Below are 17,170 nucleotides of genomic sequence, written 5' to 3' on the forward strand. Positions count from 1 at the left end.
AAGAGGAAGTGCCCGATGAATACCACTACCCCGGCCCGCGAACCGCAGGCCCTGAACAAACTGATGTTCGCCAAGCTGATGCCGCTGCTGATCATCGCCTACATCCTGAGCTTCCTGGACCGTACCAACATCGCCCTGGCCAAGCATCATCTGGACGTCGATCTGGGGATTTCCGCCGCCGCGTACGGGTTGGGCGCCGGGCTGTTTTTCCTGACCTATGCCCTGTCGGAAATTCCCAGCAACCTGATCATGCACAAAGTCGGGGCGCGCTTCTGGATCGCCCGCATCATGGTGACCTGGGGCCTGATTTCGGCGGCGATGGCGTTTGTGCAGGGCGAAACCTCGTTCTATGTCTTGCGCTTGTTGCTGGGCATCGCCGAAGCCGGGTTGTTTCCCGGGGTGATGCTGTACCTGACCTACTGGTTCAACCGTGAACAGCGGGCGCGAGCCACGGGTTATTTCCTGCTCGGCGTGTGTTTTGCCAACATCATCGGCGGCCCGGTGGGCGCGGCCTTGATGCGCATGGACGGCCTGCTCGGCTGGCACGGCTGGCAGTGGATGTTCCTGCTCGAAGGCTTGCCCGCCGTGGCGTTTGCCTGGGTGGTGTGGCGCAAGTTGCCGGATCGCCCGAGCAAGGCGCCGTGGCTGTCGGTCGAAGAAGCGCGCGGCATCGAGCAACGGATCGCTGTTGAAACCGAGGAAGGTGCCGGGGAGGGCGGTCATTCGTTGAAAAACTGGCTGACACCGCAAATTCTCCTAGCGATCTTCGTGTACTTCTGCCATCAGATAACCATCTATACCGTGATCTTTTTCCTGCCGAGCATCATCAGCCGATACGGTGAACTGAGCACCATGAGCGTCGGCCTGCTGACTTCGTTGCCGTGGATAGCGGCGGCACTCGGTGCGGTACTGATCCCACGCTTTGCCACCACCCCCGGGCGTTGCCGTCGATTGCTGGTCACGGGGCTGCTGACCATGGCGCTGGGACTGGGCATTGCGTCGGTGTCGGGGCCGGTGTTCAGTCTGCTGGGCTTTTGCTTGTCGGCGGTGATGTTCTTCGTGGTGCAGTCGATCGTGTTCCTGTACCCGGCCTCGCGCCTCAAAGGCGTGGCGTTGGCGGGCGGATTGGGCTTCGTCAACGCGTGTGGGTTGTTGGGCGGTTTTGTCGGGCCGTCGGTGATGGGCGCCATTGAGATGAGCACCGGTAATGCCATGAACGGCTTGAAAGTGATTGCCGTGGTGTTGGTGGTGGCCGCAGTGTCGGCATTACGCCTGCGCCAGGGCCAGGAGGCTCCTCACACCAGCAACGAGGTCGGAAACCCGGAAGCCAGCACCAGGTAAGCCACCACCGCCGCCAGGCATAAACCGACAAAAACGCGTAGCAAAGTCCTGGCGGTGGGGTGGACGATGAATTTGATAGCCCAGAGCAAAACCCCGCTGAGCAGGATGCTTAAGGCGAAAATGACCAGCACGGCGGTGTACCTGTGACCTTCAAGAGCTGATTTATAGTCCCAAAGCCTGCGGATGAACAGTGCGCACATAGACGCAGCCCCGCTGCCTTTCTAAACTGCGGCTTGTCTTGGAGAAAGGGGCAGGCGCCGATGAATCGCAATGAATTACGCAAGGCTGACATCAACCTGATGGTGGTCTTCGAAGCGCTGATGCTCGAACGCAATGTGACGCGGGTGGCCGAGAAGCTGTTTCTTGGCCAGCCGACTATCAGTTCGGCCCTCAATCGCTTGCGCACCCTGTTCAATGACCCGCTGTTTATTCGCGTCGGCCATCGCATGGAACCCACGGCCCGCGCCGAGGAAATTATCCAGCACCTGTCGCCGGCCCTGGATTCGCTGTCATCGGCCCTGAGCCTGACCCACGACTTTGACCCCTCTATCAGCACCATGACCTTTCGTATCGGCCTGTCCGACGACGTTGAGTTCGGCCTGCTGCCGCCGTTGCTGCGAGCCTTGCGCCAGGAAGCACCCCAGGTAGTGTTTGTGGTACAGCATGTGGATTACTGGCGTATTCCCGACCTGCTGGCTTCCGGCGATATCACCGTCGGCATCACCCAGACCCGCGGCCTGCCGGCAAACGCCAAGCGTAAGCTGTTGCGGCATATCCGCCCGTGCCTGCTGCGCGCCGATGCCTCGGATACGCCGCTGACACTCGACGAATATTGCGCACGGCCCCATGTGCTGGTGTCCCACACCGCCAACGTGGCCGGGTTTGCCGATGAGTGGCTGGCGGAGGTGGGTCGCAAGCGCCATGTGGTGCTCTCGGTGCCGCAATACAGCTCGCTGCCGGCGTTGCTTGCCGGCACCGATATGATCGCCAGCCTGCCGGACTACACTGCCCAGGCCATGGCCGCCAGCGGGAACCTGTTCTGCGAGCCGTTTCCGTTCCAGACCCCGACCCTGGACTTGTCGATGGTCTGGCTCAGCCATGTCGACACTGACCCGGCGGAGCGCTGGATGCGCTCGCGGCTGGAGGCATTCATGAGCGACCGAGGGCCTGCAGGTGCAATGTAGGAGCGAGCTTGCTCGCGAAAAGCGTCAACGTTAACTCGGGATTCCTGAATGAGCGCGGCGCCTGCGAGTTTTCGCGAGCAAGCTCGCTCCTACAAAAGGCTCTGTTCCTCACACACCCTCACCACTTGCTCACGAAACCAGGTATTGGCCCTGTCCTGCCCACTGGTTTCATTCCATTGCATATCCAGAGTGAAACCCGGCAAGCCATTCGGGGCTTCGCAAACACCGAACGCCGGCGCCGGTGCCAGCAATTTCTGCACGCGACGGGGCAGGGTGAGGATGAAGTCGGTGCCGGCAATCATCTTTAACGCCGCGCTGTAGCTGTTGGCCCGCGCGATCACTTGGCGCTTGCGGGCCTGGCGGGCGAGCCAGCCGTCGATCATGTTGGTGTCGGAAGTCCACGGCGTGGGAAATACATGGCGTCGCTCAACGTAGGATTGCAGGCTGAACGCCGGCTCCCGGGGCGCCGAGCGTTGGTCAAATACGCAGACCAGGTCGTCTTCGAGCAGCATCTGTGTCTTGAAGTCTTTATGCGCGCGGTGAAAGTGCGGACCGAAGCAGATCACCAGGTCGAGGCGACCTTCACGCAGATCGTCGGCGGGGATATCGGCTTCCAGTTTTTGCACATTGACGATCACCGGCAAGTCGGCGCGGTCGAAGTGCTTGAGCAGGCGCGGCAGGATCAGTTGTTCGAAATATTCCGGGGCGCACACATTGAAGGTCACCGCCTGTTGGGTCGGGTCGAAAGCCTGGCCACCAGCGTGACACAGGTTGATGCTTTCCAGGATCTTCTGCACATGCCCGTACATGGTGGTGGCCTTGTACGTGGGACGCATGCCCGCCCGCGTGTTGATAAACAGCTCATCCTCAAAGCTGGTACGCAGCTTCTTCAGGCTATAGCTCACGGTGGACTGGCTGACGAACAGCGTCTCGGATACATCGGTAACGCTGCTCTGGTCGTAGACGGCGATAAACACCATCAAGTCTTGCATATCGAGCTTTCTGAGCAAATTACTGTTTAACATCCGTTCCGTCCGATAAGCCTTGGCACTGAGGCAGCGCACGACAAGGCTAAAAGCTTAACGGAACGAGCGTACCAATAGAAAGATCTGTAGGCAATTTCTATGTTTTGCGTGGGACAAATAATTTGTTTAATGCGACTTGAGGCTGCCCGTAGGAATGTTTTTGGGCATTGCTACCGATAAATTTCATGTAACAGGCGTAGATGGAACCGCTGATATGCAATAGCCACTTATTTGACGCGGCTAGATTTTTAGCGTTTAACTTTACGGTTGTTTGAAGAAGGAGTTTTAGTATGTTTAATGTAACGGGGCTGCCTGTCCCTCCTCCCTATGTACGACCAACTGATGTTATTACGGAAGTCAAGAACAAGGACGTCAGCGTTCGATCGCTTGAAATGCCGGATGCGGGCGGAAATCTTCTTGGGACTGAAGTGACAATTAATACCGGGAGCGGCGACGATAATGTGCATATCTACAAAGATCGCCAAGGAAGGACTGTTGCTGACATTAATGGGGAGTTGTATGGGTTTAAGTTTGGTCGAGTGCCCGAATATAACCTGTTGACAATCAATACGGGGGCTGGAAATGACAACGTCAAAATAGACGATGATGTTGATGTCATGGCGTTCATTAATACGGGGGACGATGATGATAGCGTGTCAACCGGTGGTTCCACCTTTCCCAGGGTAAGGGCTGGTAATGGCAATGACACTGTGCGTTTAGGTAAGAAGGGCGGCCATGCCTACGGTGAGAACGGTGACGACCACCTTATCAGTGGAGACGGTCATTTAATGAGCCATCTTCACGGGGGGGCAGGTGACAATAGACTGACGTACCGTTCTATGACACAGGTATATCTAGACAAATATCGCTGATAGGTCAGCGTCAGGCCAACGGGCCTGTTGTTATCGCTCAGGCGTCAGCATCGATCAATGTAATAACATCAATTCTGTCTTTTCCGTAACAGCGTTGATGTTGAGCGTGTTAATGAATATGTCGCGCGTAATGCTTCGGGTCGAAACGTATGACGATCACCACCATCACCACCATCACCGCCGTCAATGACCACCAGGCCCATTCAAAACTGCCCAGTTGGTCGCGGATCATGCCGGCGATCAGTGGCGACAGGCCGGCGATCAGGTAGCCAATACCTTGTACAAACGCGGTAAGGCTACCGGCGCGTCGCGGGTTATCGAGGTGGTCAAGAGACAGGATCAGGCTCATTGGAAACAGGCCGCCTATACCCAGGCCGAGCAGGCATGGCCACAGCAGGCTCCAATGTCCGGGGCTCAGGATAAGGCCGCAGAACCCCAGGATGATCAGCACCAGCAGCACCGCGACTACCGCGCGTTTATCCTGGCGGCGGTTGGCGATGGCCGGGGTGACCAGGCCCGAGATCACTTCCATCGCGGTCAAGAAGCCCAGCAGCAAGCCGGCATTCTGTTCGCTCCAGCCCTGCTCGACGTAATACGGCGCCAGCCACGCCAACACACAGGTGTAGGACGCCGTGCCGAGGCCGAAAAAGATCGCCAGCAACCAGGCGCGGCGGTTGCCGAAAAAGGAGGCCTGCGCGCTTGAACCGGCTTGGGGTAAAGCCGGCAACACTGCGCGCTGGGCATACCAGAACACCAGGGCCAGCAACGCCAGCGCTGCCCAGATTGCCAGGCCGATGCGCCAACTGCCGGTCTGCACTTGTACAAACGGTGAGAACGAGGCCGCCAGCGCTGCGCCACCCATGATCGCGGTGACATACAGGCCCATGAATAACGAAACATTAGTGCCGAACCGCGACTTGATCAGCGCCGGCATCAACGCCTGGATCAGCGCAATGCCGACACCCGCTGCGATGGCGCTGACGATCAGCTCCGATGCCGAATCCAGGAACAACCGCGACAAGGTTGCCAACCCAATCACCAGCAGCGACAGCACAATGCTGCGATGCTCGCCCAGGCGCTTGGCCAGGCCCATGCCAAAGAACATTGCCAGGCCCATGGCCATGACTGGCAACATGGTCAGTAAGGCTGCGCTGCTGAAACTCAACGGCACATCCAAGCGGATCGACGACAATAACGGCCCCACGGCTGCCATCGACGGGCGCAGGTTAAGGGCGACCAGCACCACGCTGATCATCAGCCAGACGGCGGTGGTGGGTTTTGCCTGAACGTTTTCCATGGGCCTGCCTTGAGTGAAGAAGGGCGAATCAGGCCACGGATGGGGAAGCAGGGCAAATCAGAAAGTCGCAGGGGCTATTGAAAAAAACGATTCATGCCTCTGTGAACTGTGCAAATTGCCACGGGTATTCAATGCCGTCGCGTTGGTCCGGCAGGGCCGTAATGGCCGGCCGCCAGTCGGTCTGCCGGGCAAGCACGAGGCCCAGGTACGGGTACGCCGCGTCGAGGACATGCGTATGGTCCATATCCTCGGCTTCGACAATGCCCTGGTCGGGGTTGCGCACCGCCCAGACCATTCCCGCGAACACCCCCGCGACGACTTGCAGGCTGGTGGCCGTGTTGAACGGCAGCAGGGCCCGCGCCTGGTCAACCGACAGCATTGAGCCAAACCAATAGGCATTCAATGCATGCCCCATGAGCAATACTCCGAGCGCATCAATGCCGCCGTCGGCCACTTCATGGCCCATTACCCGTTTGCTGCGCGGATGCTGCCAGTTGTTGCCGATCAATTCGTGGATCGACAACAATGCGTCGTCGCAACAGCGGTAGGCGTAGTGCAGCGTGGGCCGATATATCACATGGCCGTTTTCGCGCAGCGTCAGGCAATCGGCCAATGAACAGGTTTCATGGTGGGTAATCAACAGGCCCAGGCAGCTACCCTCTACAGGTGTCCAGGTCTTGACCGGCACCGTCGCGCTGGGGCAATCCAGATAAATAGCATTTTTTTCACCGTTACGATGACGTCGCGCATTTGGCGGCCAGTGTCTCTCATGGGTCCCCCACGCCAACTCTGCCGGCTGTCCGCCTTCGCTGATAAAACCGTCGACCGACCAGGTATTGACGAACTCTCCGGTTTTTTTGGGCTGGGTGGAGCGCTGCGTGTCGTGCTCGGCGATATGAATCACCTTGACCCCCATTTGCATCGACAGCCGTGCCCAATCCACGTGAGCGTTGGCGACGGGTACTGGGTGCTTCAGTTCGTCTGCCAGCCCCATGAGTCCCGCCTTGAGCAAGTGTGAGATCAGCCCGGGGTTGGCGCCATGGGCCACCACCGCCGTGGGCCCCTTGCCGAGTTTCTTGCGCAACTTGAGCATTTGCTGGCGCAAGGCGTAGTTGGTACGTTGCTCGCTCGACAGTGTCGGGTCGGTGTAACCACCGGCCCAGGGTTCGATACAGGTGTCGAGGTACAACACACCGGCATTGGCGGCATAGGTCATCAGGGCGATGGAACTGACGTCCACGGATAAATTGAGCAGGAAGTCGCCGGGGTCGATATACCGATCCAGCAAGGCTTCGTAGTTGTCCTCGTCCAAGTGCGCCTTGATAAAGGTGATGCCGTGGGCTTCGAACCATGATGTCTGGTCAAGTACGGGCGCGATCACGGTGATGGTGCGCAGGATCAGTGTGTCCTGTTGCAGCAACAGCGGCAGTGTGGCCCTGGCGATCGAGCCAAAGCCAATCACTACCAGGTTGCCGGAAAATATCGATGCCTTAGCCATGCAGCCTCCTTGTGCATCAACGTTGTGCATGGCTTGGATATTACGGGGTCGTACTCGTGCGTCTACTGTCAGAATCGACAGGGTGGTTGGCGTGATCCACGGCTCAAATGTTCGCCTGCTGCCACCGCCCCTGATCGATTTCAATCAGTGTCGGCCCCGGGCGCTCAGCAGCCGCACGCAATGCCGCACGCAGTTGTTCGATGCCATCGATGCTTTCTGCCGCGCACCCCATTGCCTTGGCGATGCCGATGAAATCCGGGGTGTAGATGTCCACGCCCACCGGCTCGATGGCGCGATTGAGCATGTACTTCTTGATCTCTTCATAACCCTGGTTATTCCACAACAGCACGATCACCGGTATGCGGGCTTCCACGGCGCTGGCCAGTTCCGGCAGGGTGAATTGCAGGCCGCCATCGCCGATCAGGCACACCACCGGTTGCCCGTCGCCGCGCCCCAGCCAGGCACCGATAGCGGCGGGCAGGGCGTAGCCGAGGGTGCCGTAGCCGGTGGAGGAGTTGAACCAGCGGCGTGGGTGGTCGAGGTTCAGGGTCAGGTTGGCGCTGTACACCGGCTGGGTGGAGTCGCCTACCAGCACGGCGCCGGGCAGCTCTTCCAGGACGGTATGGAGCAGCAGCGTTTGTGCGCGGGTGGCGGCATCCCAGGTGGGCGCCAGTTCGGCCCACAAACGGGCGACGCGTGCTGCGCCCCACTCGGCGTGGCGCGGTGGCAGTGGCTGGCGGTTCAGCTCGGTGAGCAAGGCCTCGGCGGCGATTGTCGCGTCGGCCACCAGCGCTACCTGGGGTGGGTAGTTGCGTACGGTCTGGTCCGGGTCGATATCGATGCGCAGCAACGCGCCGGGAATCTCGAAACCGCCGGCGAAGGTCACGTCATAGTCGGTCTCCGCCAGTTCCGTGCCGATGGCCAGCACCACATCGGCCTCGGCGACCAGGGCGCGGGTGGCCGCCAGGCTTTGGGTCGAGCCGAGCAACAAAGGATGTGCGGCAGGCAGCAGGCCTTTGGCATTGATAGTCAGGGCCATGGGGGCGCCGAGGGTTTCGGCCAGGCGGGCCAGTTCTGGCGCTGCATCGATAGCACCGCCACCGGCCAGGATCAGCGGGCGCTTGGCGGCGGCGAGCAAGCGGCTCATCTGCCTGACCGTCGCCGGTGCCGCGCCGGCGCGGGCCACGTTGACCGGTGCACTGCCCAGCAGGGCATCGGCGTTCTCCACCAACACATCCAACGGGATCTCGATATGCACCGGCCGCGGCCGACCGGCCTGGAACAGCGCAAACGCCCGCGCCAGCACGCCGGGCAATTCTGCCGCCGACATCAGTGTATGGGAGAAGGCCGCCACGCCTGCCACCAGCGCGCTCTGGCTGGGCAGCTCATGCAACTTGCCGCGCCCGCCCCCCAGTTGGCTGCGCGCCTGCACACTGGAAATCACCAGCATCGGGATCGAGTCGGCATAGGCCTGCCCCATGGCCGTGGTGATATTGGTCATGCCGGGGCCCGTGATGATGAAGCACACGCCGGGCTTGCCACGGGTGCGCGCATAACCGTCGGCCATGAAACCGGCGCCCTGTTCGTGGCGCGGGGTGATGTGACGGATACTGGAACGCGCCAGGCCACGGTACAGCTCCACGGTGTGTACGCCGGGGATGCCGAACACCTGGTCCACGCCGTAGCTTTCCAGGAGGTTGACCAACACTTCGCCGCAGGTCGCCATAGAGGTCGCTCTTGTGATGGATTCGAGACGCTATTGGAGCGGCAGGCCGGTAGCGGCAACAATCGATAAAAAGTCATACTCGCCATGTCCTCACGTCATGGCTAAACCGCGATGAAACGCCTTCCACCGTTGCCCGCGTTGCACACCTTCTGGGTCACTTCCCAGTGTTGCAACTTCACCCGTGCCGCCGAGCAACTGCACATTACCCAGGGGGCGGTGAGCCGGCAGATCGCCGGGTTGGAAAGCCAGTTGGGCTATGCCTTGTTCCTGCGCCAGGCTCGGGGCTTGAGCCTGACCGAGGAGGGGCGCGAGTGGGCGTTGCGGGTACAGCAGGTGTTCGGCTTGATCAACGAGGCGGTGGAGCAAATCGGCGGGCGCCGCGAGGTCCTGCAACTCAAGGCGCCCACCTGCGTCATACGCTGGCTGCTGCCGCGCGTGTTGCAATGGCAAAAGGAGCGCCCGGATGTGCCGGTGGAACTCACCACCACCGTGGCCTATACCGTGGACTTTCATCGCGAGCGATTCGACGCGGCGGTGATCTACGCACCCATCGCCGAGCAGGCCGCCGAGGCACGGCATTTGTTCGACGAACAACTGACCCCGGTCTGCGCGCCGACGTTGCTGGCAGGCTTGCACACCCCGGTTGATCTGCAGCAACAAGTGCTGTTGCATCCCACGCGGGACGAGCGCGATTGGGCGTTGTGGTTGAAGGCGGCGGGTACGCACTTGAGTCACCTGAGCCAGGGGCCTCATTTCGAAACTTTGGACCTGGCGATGACGGTGGCATCACAAGGTTCAGGCGTGGCGATCGGTGATCGTGCGTTGATCGGCGAGGACTTGAAGGCCGGGCGCCTGGCGATGCCGTTTGAATTGCGGGTGCCGACGGGGATGGGCTATTACCTGGTGTATCCGCCGGGGAAAGTGCCTTCTGCTGGCTTGTTGGCCCTGATGGATTGGCTGGTCAGCCAGGCACAGCAGTCACAGCACTGAAGGTCCAAAGGTGGGGCGGTGCGACGATTCGACTTGCTCCCGATGGCGGCCTCAGGGCCGACCAGGATGTTGGATCAGACCGAGTACATATCCATTCCTGCGGTAACAGCGGCTATTGGTTCCGCCCTGACGGCGGGTCACTTTGGAAAAGAGCCCCAAAGTAACCAAAGGGCTCTCGGCGTTTTTCAAGGTAGTTGTCGCGTCAACCGTCTGCTATGCCGCTTTTTGTTCGGTCTGCTGTTCCCTATCCGGATTCAGCAGCACCGTTCCTACTGGTTCCCAGTTACGTGTTTGTCCTGACCACCGTTCAGGTCTTTTCCGGCGCTCCCGCTCATACAGCTCATGACGCAGCGCCAGTATCTGATGATCTTTCCCTCCATGGCGCTCTGATGGGGTGACGAAGCGGATCCGGCTGTGCCTGTGTTCGCTGTTGTACCACCGCATAAAATCCCTCACCCAAGTCCGTGCAGCGTCTAAGCTGGCGAAGCCTTCCAAGGGCCATTGCGGGCAGTATTTCAATGTTCTAAACAGTGATTCCGAATACGGGTTGTCATTGCTTACACGTGGACGACCGCGAGAAGGCGTGATACCCAGCTCATACATTTTGCTTAACAGCGTCACCGATTTCATTGGCGCTCCGTTATCAGAGTGCAATACCAAGGGCTCACGCAGGCACTTCTCATTGATCACGCTACGTTGCAACAGCGCAGCAGCTTTTTCACCACTTTCTTCATCATAAACTTCCCAACCTACCGCCTTGCGGCTGTAAATATCTTCGATCAAATACAGGTAAAAATACTTACCGCGTATGGGCGAAGGAAGATACGTGATGTCCCACGACCACACCTGATTAGGCCTCTGAGCTGCGTGCGTTGTCGGCATTACTACGCGCCGAGGTCGTCGACTACGACCTCTGTGGTGTTGTTGGCCGGCTGCTCGCAAGATGCGATAAAACGTAGCTTCCGACGCCAGATACCGTGCTTCGTCTGCCAGGCGCGGAACGATCTGGCTGGGAGGTAAATGGGCGTATAGCGGGCTGTTGCACAGGGTTACGATGGCTTGTCTTTCAATTTCACTCAGCGCATTACGCGGCTTGGGCCGCAAGGTGGTGGTGCGCGCATCGGCCTGTAACTCTGGCGCCTGAGTCCAGCGCTGCAAGGTTCGCAGCGACAGTCCAACCTCTTGGCAAGCGCGTAATTTTCGGGCGCCTGCGACGATGGCTTCAATCAACCAACCCACCAACAACTGCCGTTCCGGCAAAGAAGTCAGTTGTCCTCGCCGTCGGTCCCCCAGTAATCGTTGAGCTTTTTTCGCAGCACTAACAACGCTGCGGTTTCGGCCAATGCAGCGTCTTTACGGCGCAGATCGCGCTCCAGCTCCAGGATGCGTTTTTTGTCTTTACGCGTCTGCTCATGGTCAGCCATTTTTTGGATCTGCACCGCCTCTTGACCGCTAATACAGGCTTGACGCCAAGCATTGATCTGCTCGGGGTAAAGGCCGTTTCGACGGCAGTACTCACCTAATTCAAGTTGCGTCAGGCTGGCTGTTTCAATGACAGCGGTCAACCGGGCCTCAGCAGACCATTTATCAGAAAGCGATATATCTTCTGGCACTTTGCTTCCTTGGACACTGGCCATCTTGCGCCAGGTATACAGCGATACATCGCTGACCCCTTCACGGCGACAAACTTCGGCTACCGTCAGGTTCAGCGGGGGAAGCAACATCTTAAGCAATGTGGCTTTACGTTCGGGTGAATAGTACGTCACAACCTGTCTCTTTCCGCCCTCGGTATGCTTTTTTGGGGGTAAATCAGGAGAGGCGACAACTATCCTGACACCGGGGGCTCTTGCCCCACCACTCGGCACCTCGCCTAGGCTCGGTGTGCCCGTAATCCGACATGGATTTGGGGGGCCGCCGCCACGCGCCATCCATGGCGCGAGGCGGCTAAACCGGCATCCCTGCCGGTTTACCCCCCAAATCCACGTCGAATTCCGGCCAGCGTGGTTTGACGGGGCGCCTAAGATCAAGATCAAAAGCAGATCAAGATCAAAAGCAGATCAAGATCAAGAGCGGCTCGCTTCGCATCGTGGTTACCGTCGGCTGCTACACAGTTGTGTAGATACCTATGGCTATCGGGGGCAAGCCCCCTCCCACATTTTTTACCGCGTGGTGTCAGTAGCCAACGGTGAAGCGCTGACGCGAGTGTCTAGGTGTTTCAACTTCATCAATCATGGCGATGGCGTAGTCGGCAAAACTGATCGAGCTGTTACCGTCACTGCTCACCAGCAGATCATCCTGGCCCAGACGGAACTTACCGGTGCGCTCGGTTCCATCGAACAGGGCAGAGGGCGACAGGAATGTCCAATCCAGCTCTTTTTCCTGACGCAACGTTTCCAGGAATTCAGCCCCGGCACTGGCTTCGGCCTTGTACTCTGCCGGGAAGCCCGGGCTGTCGATGACGCGGCTGCCGTCCGGTAGCAGCAGCGAACCTGCACCCCCCACCACCAGCAGGCGTTTGACCCCGGCCTTTTTCACCGGGCCGATCACGGCGCTGGCAGGCAAGGTGGCAAAGTGTGCGGCGCTGATCACCACGTCGCTGCCGCTGATGGCGTGTTGCAGGGCGTCGGCGTCCAGGGCATCGACCTGCTTGACCGTGACGCCTGGGCGTACGCCCAGCTTGTCGGTGTTGCGGGCGATGGCGGTGACGCTATGCCCACGGCGCAGCGCTTCTTCCAGCAGTTGGCTACCGGCACGGCCGGTGGCCCCAATGATTGCGATCTTGCTCATGACGTTCTCCAACAGGGTTAAGGGTTCAAACCAATCACCACTTCATTTCGCCCTTGGCGACTTTGGCGCTCAGTTCCAGCGAGCTCTCGTCGGCGAGGGTGGGATAACGCTGTTTCATGGCCGCGATCAGGGCGGCAGAATCCTTGGCCTTGGCGGTCTCGATGTCGAAGGCCTTGATGTAGTCAGCGGTGAATTTCACCGAGGCCTGCGATGGAGTGCCCAGGTAATGGCCTGGAATCACCGTCTGCGGTTTCAAGTCTTCAATACGCTTGAGGGTCGCCAGCCAGTCTTTATGGGACTGCGCGCCCTGGGTATCGGCCATCCACAGGTGGATGTTTTCTGCGACGACCACGCCACCGACCACGGCCTTGATCGACGGAATCCACACAAAGCTGCGATCCGGCTGCGGGCCGTCGAGGCCGATCACTTCAAGCTGTTGCCCTTCAAGAGACAGGCTGTGGCCTTGCAGTGCCTGCGGCACGATGGTCCTGGCGGGTTTGTCGGCGCCCATTTTCGGACCCCAGAATTCCAGCTTGCCGGCGACGGTGGCGTTGATATGGTCGACCACCGGTTGCGGCGCCAGCACCTTGGCGTCGGGGAAGGCGCTGGTGAGCGTGTCGAGGCCGAAGTAGTAGTCCGGGTCGCCATGGCTGATGTAGATGGTGGTCAGGTGCTTGCCGCTGGCGCGGATCTTTTGCACCAGTTGTTCGGCTTGGCCCTTGCCGAATTGCGCATCCACCAGGATCGCGTCTTTGGCGCCGCTGACCAACACCGAACTGACCGGGAAGATCGCGGCTTCGCCGGGGTTGTAGACGTCGAGTTTCAGCTCTGCGGCGGCGGCGTGGGTGGCGAAGGCCAGGGCGGCAGTGGCCAGGGTCAAGCGTTTGAAGGTCGAGAACATCGGGCAGCTCCTGCCATGGGTAAGGAATGCACAGAGCTTAGTTGCATAAAACACCACAAAAAATGCGATGCTGGAACATAGTTTGTTTCTGAAATCGGGCAAATCATGGATCGTCTTCAAGCAATGCGCGTGTTTGTCACCGTGGTGGACCTGGGCAGCCAGTCTGCCGCCGCCGATCATCTGGACCTGTCGCGCCCGGTGGTGTCGCGCTACCTGGCCGAACTGGAGGACTGGGTCGGCGCGCGGCTGCTGCACCGCACCACACGCAAGCTCAGCCTCACCGCCGCCGGCAGTGAAACCCTGCCGCGCTGTCGGCAATTGCTGGAACTGTGTGGTGATATGCAGGCCGCCGTCAGTGAGCCCGATGACGCGCCCCGAGGCTTGCTGCGCCTGAGTGTGAGCACCTCATTCGGCCAGGCGCAATTGGGCGCGGCCATTGCCGAGTACGTCAAACGCTATCCGTTGGTGACGGTCGACCTGCAGATGCTCGATCGCACGGTGAACCTGGTGGATGAGCGCATTGACCTGGCGATCCGCACCAGCAATGACCTGGACCCGAACCTGATCGCCCGGCGCTTGACCGTATGCCGCTCGGTGGTCTGCGCCACACCGGGCTATCTGCGCGAGCATCCAGCTCCGCAGAAAGTCGAAGACCTGGCCCGGCACAACTGCCTGACCCACTCCTATTTCGGCAAGAGCCTGTGGCATTTCGAAGAACGGGGCGAACACGTGTCGGTGCCGGTGCACGGCAATATCACGGCCAACGAGGCCAGCACATTATTGCGTATCACCCTGGCCGGGGCAGGGGTGGCGATGCTCCCCAGTTACCAGGCCGGTGACTTGATCCGCAGTGGTGAACTGGTGCGCTTATTACCAGAAGCTGAGCCGCGGCAGATGAACATTTATGCGGTGTATGCCTCGCGCAAGCACATGCCCTCGGCGCTGCGCAGCCTGCTGGATTTCCTGGTGCTGCGGTTTCCCGAAGAGCCCGCATGGGACATCGGGCTCTGACACGCTATAAACGCGCTGAATGGCAACCAATCATGGCAACTTGCCCTAGCTGACCTATGCTTTAAACAGCACCCTGTAGATCGGGTCCGGAGGGCAGTGCCATGAGTATTAAAACCCGCAAATACCTGACGATTTTCTCCCTCTGCGCATTGGCGACGGCGCTGTATGGCACTGCCGCCTATCGCGTCGAGCAAACGCGCATGCAGCCGGCGGCGTTCGCCATCAGTTGCCATCAGGATCAATGCGTGCCGCGCAGCGGCAGTTTCAGCGCACTCCGGTAGGCTGCTCGGCCTTTAACTGCTCGCGAAAGGCCTTGGGCGAAAACCCGACGCGGCGGCGAAACAGCCGCGAGAAGTTGGTCGGGTCAGAAAAACCCAGCACCTCGGACATCTCATTGATGGTCATGCTGGTGTAGGTCAGCAAGCGCTTGGCTTCCAGCAACTGGCGATCATGCATGATCTGCAACGCCGGTTGCCCACCCAACTCCCGACACGTGCCATTCAAGTGTGAGACCGAGATGCCCAGCTTGTGGGCCAAGTCTTCAATCTTGGGGTGCTCACGGTAATGCTGCTCGACCAGCTGTGTGAAGCGGCGGAAATACTCACGACCCCGTGGTGCCCGGGGATGGCGGCGCTGGATCGCCTGGCGACTGACCCACACCAGCAGCACGCTCACCAGGGCATGCAGCATCATGTCCCGGGCCGGTTGATCATCGGCGTATTCGTCCTGCAAACGGGCAAACAGCCTGTTCAGGTAGTCGCTGTCCTTGCCCGCCGGGTAACTGCCGAGGGTTTGCAAACCATCGATGGTGTCGCCCAATTGCGCCTGCAAGTGGCTGACCAGCGGCGCCGAGAGGGTCACGACATAACCCTGTACATCTTCGGAAAAACGAAAGCCATGCACACAGAGCGGCGGCAGCACTTGCAGGCTCGACTCGTTGAGGGTGGTGCGCTGGCCTTCGATTTCCAGTTGTGCCTGGCCTTTGTGCACATACAGCAACTGACACAGGTCCGCGTGCCGGTGGGGCTGGATTTCCCACTGGTATTCCCGACTGCGCCGGGAAATAGTTTCGCAGTGCAACAAATCGGGCGTCGGCCACTGCTGGCTTTCCCCGTAAAGCTTGAAGACCGGAATCGCGGTTTTGGTCATGGTTTCAATCCGATACTCAGGATAGTGGTTCGGTAATCGCCCCGATTGGCGAAAAGTGCAGGCTTTGAGGCAGTTTTCACCTTCTTATGCTGCTCACTCAAGTGAAAAATGTCAGCCACAAGTCCACTGACAACTCTTTTACTCGATCCGTTCGAATGAAGGGTGAAGGCGATAAAAATAATGAAAACCCTGAAAACTCAAGTTGCCATTATCGGTGCCGGTCCGTCCGGATTGCTGCTCGGCCAACTGCTGCATAACGCTGGCATTCAAACCCTCGTCCTAGAGCGTCAGAGCGCCGAGTACGTGCAAGGTCGCATCCGTGCCGGCGTGTTGGAGCAAGGCATGGTCGACCTGCTGCGCGAGGCCGGCGTCAGCCAACGCATGGACACCGAGGGGCTGGTACATGACGGTTTTGACATTGCGCTCAATGGCCGACTCTTCCCCATCGACCTCAAGACCTTGACCGGTGGCCAGTCGGTGATGATCTACGGCCAGACCGAAGTCACCCGCGACCTGATGGCCGCTCGTGCAGCCGCCGGCGCCGCCACCCTGTATGAAGCGTCCAATGTGCAGCCCCATGACCTCAAGGGTGAGCAGCCCTGGCTGACGTTCGAGCATGAAGGCCAAGCCTGGCGCTTGGAGTGCGACTACATTGCCGGTTGCGATGGCTTCCATGGCATCTCCCGTCAGTCGATTCCGGCCGAGGCATTGAAGGTGTTCGAACGGGTCTACCCCTTCGGTTGGCTGGGTGTGCTCGCCGACACACCGCCGGTACACGCCGAGCTGGTGTACGCCAAACACGCACGGGGCTTTGCCCTGTGCAGCATGCGTTCACCGACGCGCAGCCGTTATTACCTGCAAGTGCCGCAGGATGAAGTCGTGGAGCAATGGTCGGATGCACGTTTCTGGGAGGAGCTCAAAGCGCGGCTGCCCAGCGCATTGGCAGAGCAGTTGGTCACCGGCCCGTCGATTGAAAAGAGCATCGCGCCGCTGCGCAGCTTCGTGGTGGAGCCCATGCAATACGGGCGCCTGTTCCTGCTCGGCGACGCCGCGCATATCGTCCCGCCCACCGGCGCCAAGGGCCTGAACCTGGCGGCCAGCGATGTGAGCAGCTTGTTCCGGATCCTGCTCAAGGTGTATCGCGAAGGGCGCCTGGACTTGCTGGAAAAATACTCGGCAATCTGCCTGCGCCGGGTGTGGAAAGCCGAGCGGTTTTCCTGGTGGATGACCTCGATGCTGCATCAGTTTCCCCAGGCGGACGCTTTCAGCCAGCGTATTGCCGAGAGCGAACTGGACTATTTCATTCACTCCGAGGCCGGGCGCAAAACCATCGCAGAAAATTACGTCGGGCTTGCTTACGAGCCTATCGAATAGCCTGCTATCGTATCG

Annotated in this window: 16 protein-coding genes; 7 read left to right on the forward strand and 9 right to left on the reverse strand. The window is 59.7% G+C overall.

Annotation, left to right across the window (positions count from 1 at the left end):
* Positions 1 to 15 precede the first annotated feature (15 nt).
* Positions 16 to 1,341, forward strand: a complete 1,326-nt coding sequence (locus tag QYQ93_RS08410) for an MFS transporter (protein WP_043046448.1) — start codon at positions 16 to 18, stop codon at positions 1,339 to 1,341.
* On the opposite strand, the gene QYQ93_RS08415 is transcribed toward QYQ93_RS08410, so the two are convergent.
* Positions 1,296 to 1,472: a hypothetical protein gene (locus QYQ93_RS08415; RefSeq protein ID WP_164486643.1), complete on the reverse strand. Its 177-nt coding sequence runs from the start codon at positions 1,470 to 1,472 to the stop codon at positions 1,296 to 1,298. The genes QYQ93_RS08410 and QYQ93_RS08415 overlap by 46 nt on opposite strands.
* A gap of 129 nt (positions 1,473 to 1,601) precedes the next feature.
* On the opposite strand from QYQ93_RS08415, the gene QYQ93_RS08420 reads away from it, so the two are divergent.
* Positions 1,602 to 2,525: a LysR substrate-binding domain-containing protein gene (locus tag QYQ93_RS08420; RefSeq protein ID WP_043046449.1), complete on the forward strand. Its 924-nt coding sequence runs from the start codon at positions 1,602 to 1,604 to the stop codon at positions 2,523 to 2,525.
* Between the two features lie 89 nt (positions 2,526 to 2,614).
* Here QYQ93_RS08420 and QYQ93_RS08425 read toward each other — a convergent pair whose 3' ends face one another.
* A complete protein-coding gene (locus tag QYQ93_RS08425) occupies positions 2,615 to 3,550 on the reverse strand; it encodes a LysR family transcriptional regulator (protein WP_043046450.1) in 936 nt (311 codons plus the stop codon).
* A gap of 290 nt (positions 3,551 to 3,840) precedes the next feature.
* Here QYQ93_RS08425 and QYQ93_RS08430 point away from each other — a divergent pair, with 290 nt between their 5' ends.
* Positions 3,841 to 4,422 carry a hypothetical protein gene (locus tag QYQ93_RS08430; protein WP_043046451.1) on the forward strand — a complete coding sequence of 194 codons (582 nt, stop codon included), beginning with the start codon at positions 3,841 to 3,843 and terminating at the stop codon, positions 4,420 to 4,422.
* Between the two features lie 109 nt (positions 4,423 to 4,531).
* Here the strand turns inward: QYQ93_RS08430 and QYQ93_RS08435 are convergent, their stop codons facing one another.
* The 3 genes from QYQ93_RS08435 to QYQ93_RS08445 all read right to left on the reverse strand — a co-directional run bounded on the left by QYQ93_RS08435 (position 4,532) and on the right by QYQ93_RS08445 (position 8,943).
* Positions 4,532 to 5,719 carry a cyanate transporter gene (locus tag QYQ93_RS08435; protein ID WP_338476711.1) on the reverse strand — a complete coding sequence of 396 codons (1,188 nt, stop codon included), beginning with the start codon at positions 5,717 to 5,719 and terminating at the stop codon, positions 4,532 to 4,534.
* Between the two features lie 91 nt (positions 5,720 to 5,810).
* Positions 5,811 to 7,217, reverse strand: coding sequence for a saccharopine dehydrogenase NADP-binding domain-containing protein (locus tag QYQ93_RS08440; RefSeq protein ID WP_338476712.1), 1,407 nt, complete (start codon positions 7,215 to 7,217; stop codon positions 5,811 to 5,813).
* A 103-nt stretch (positions 7,218 to 7,320) separates the two neighbouring features.
* Positions 7,321 to 8,943, reverse strand: a complete 1,623-nt coding sequence (locus QYQ93_RS08445; protein ID WP_338476713.1) for a 5-guanidino-2-oxopentanoate decarboxylase — start codon at positions 8,941 to 8,943, stop codon at positions 7,321 to 7,323.
* 111 nt (positions 8,944 to 9,054) lie between these two features.
* Here QYQ93_RS08445 and QYQ93_RS08450 point away from each other — a divergent pair, with 111 nt between their 5' ends.
* A complete protein-coding gene (locus QYQ93_RS08450) occupies positions 9,055 to 9,933 on the forward strand; it encodes a LysR substrate-binding domain-containing protein (protein ID WP_338476714.1) in 879 nt (292 codons plus the stop codon).
* Between the two features lie 213 nt (positions 9,934 to 10,146).
* Here QYQ93_RS08450 and QYQ93_RS08455 read toward each other — a convergent pair.
* From QYQ93_RS08455 to QYQ93_RS08465, 3 genes are all read right to left on the reverse strand, one after another.
* Positions 10,147 to 11,699 (reverse strand): IS3 family transposase gene (locus tag QYQ93_RS08455; protein ID WP_124421718.1). Its coding sequence is split into 2 segments (ribosomal slippage): positions 10,147 to 11,237 and positions 11,237 to 11,699, totalling 1,554 coding nucleotides; the frame shifts between segments, so codons are not numbered across the junction.
* 406 nt (positions 11,700 to 12,105) lie between these two features.
* On the reverse strand, positions 12,106 to 12,720 hold the full coding sequence (locus QYQ93_RS08460) for an NAD(P)-dependent oxidoreductase (protein ID WP_043046459.1): 615 nt from the start codon (positions 12,718 to 12,720) through the stop codon (positions 12,106 to 12,108).
* 34 nt (positions 12,721 to 12,754) lie between these two features.
* Entirely contained in the window at positions 12,755 to 13,621 is an 867-nt protein-coding gene (locus QYQ93_RS08465) for an MBL fold metallo-hydrolase (protein WP_338476715.1), read from the reverse strand.
* 105 nt (positions 13,622 to 13,726) lie between these two features.
* On the opposite strand from QYQ93_RS08465, the gene QYQ93_RS08470 reads away from it, so the two are divergent.
* Both QYQ93_RS08470 and QYQ93_RS08475 read left to right on the forward strand, forming a co-directional pair.
* Positions 13,727 to 14,632 (forward strand): LysR family transcriptional regulator, encoded by a 906-nt coding sequence (locus QYQ93_RS08470; protein WP_043046462.1) that lies wholly within the window; start codon positions 13,727 to 13,729, stop codon positions 14,630 to 14,632.
* Between the two features lie 101 nt (positions 14,633 to 14,733).
* The gene (locus tag QYQ93_RS08475; RefSeq protein ID WP_043046463.1) at positions 14,734 to 14,913 is read left to right on the forward strand and encodes a hypothetical protein; all 180 of its coding nucleotides are present in this window, start codon (positions 14,734 to 14,736) and stop codon (positions 14,911 to 14,913) included.
* Here the strand turns inward: QYQ93_RS08475 and QYQ93_RS08480 are convergent.
* Positions 14,897 to 15,781 carry a helix-turn-helix domain-containing protein gene (locus tag QYQ93_RS08480; RefSeq protein WP_043046464.1) on the reverse strand — a complete coding sequence of 295 codons (885 nt, stop codon included), beginning with the start codon at positions 15,779 to 15,781 and terminating at the stop codon, positions 14,897 to 14,899. The two genes, QYQ93_RS08475 and QYQ93_RS08480, sit on opposite strands and share 17 nt — an antisense overlap.
* A 189-nt stretch (positions 15,782 to 15,970) precedes the next feature.
* On the opposite strand from QYQ93_RS08480, the gene pobA reads away from it, so the two are divergent.
* The gene (gene pobA, locus QYQ93_RS08485) at positions 15,971 to 17,155 is read left to right on the forward strand and encodes a 4-hydroxybenzoate 3-monooxygenase (RefSeq protein WP_338477243.1); all 1,185 of its coding nucleotides are present in this window, start codon (positions 15,971 to 15,973) and stop codon (positions 17,153 to 17,155) included.
* Positions 17,156 to 17,170 lie beyond the last annotated feature (15 nt).

It is taken from the genome of Pseudomonas khavaziana (assembly GCF_036704165.1).
GTDB lineage: Bacteria > Pseudomonadota > Gammaproteobacteria > Pseudomonadales > Pseudomonadaceae > Aquipseudomonas > Aquipseudomonas khavaziana.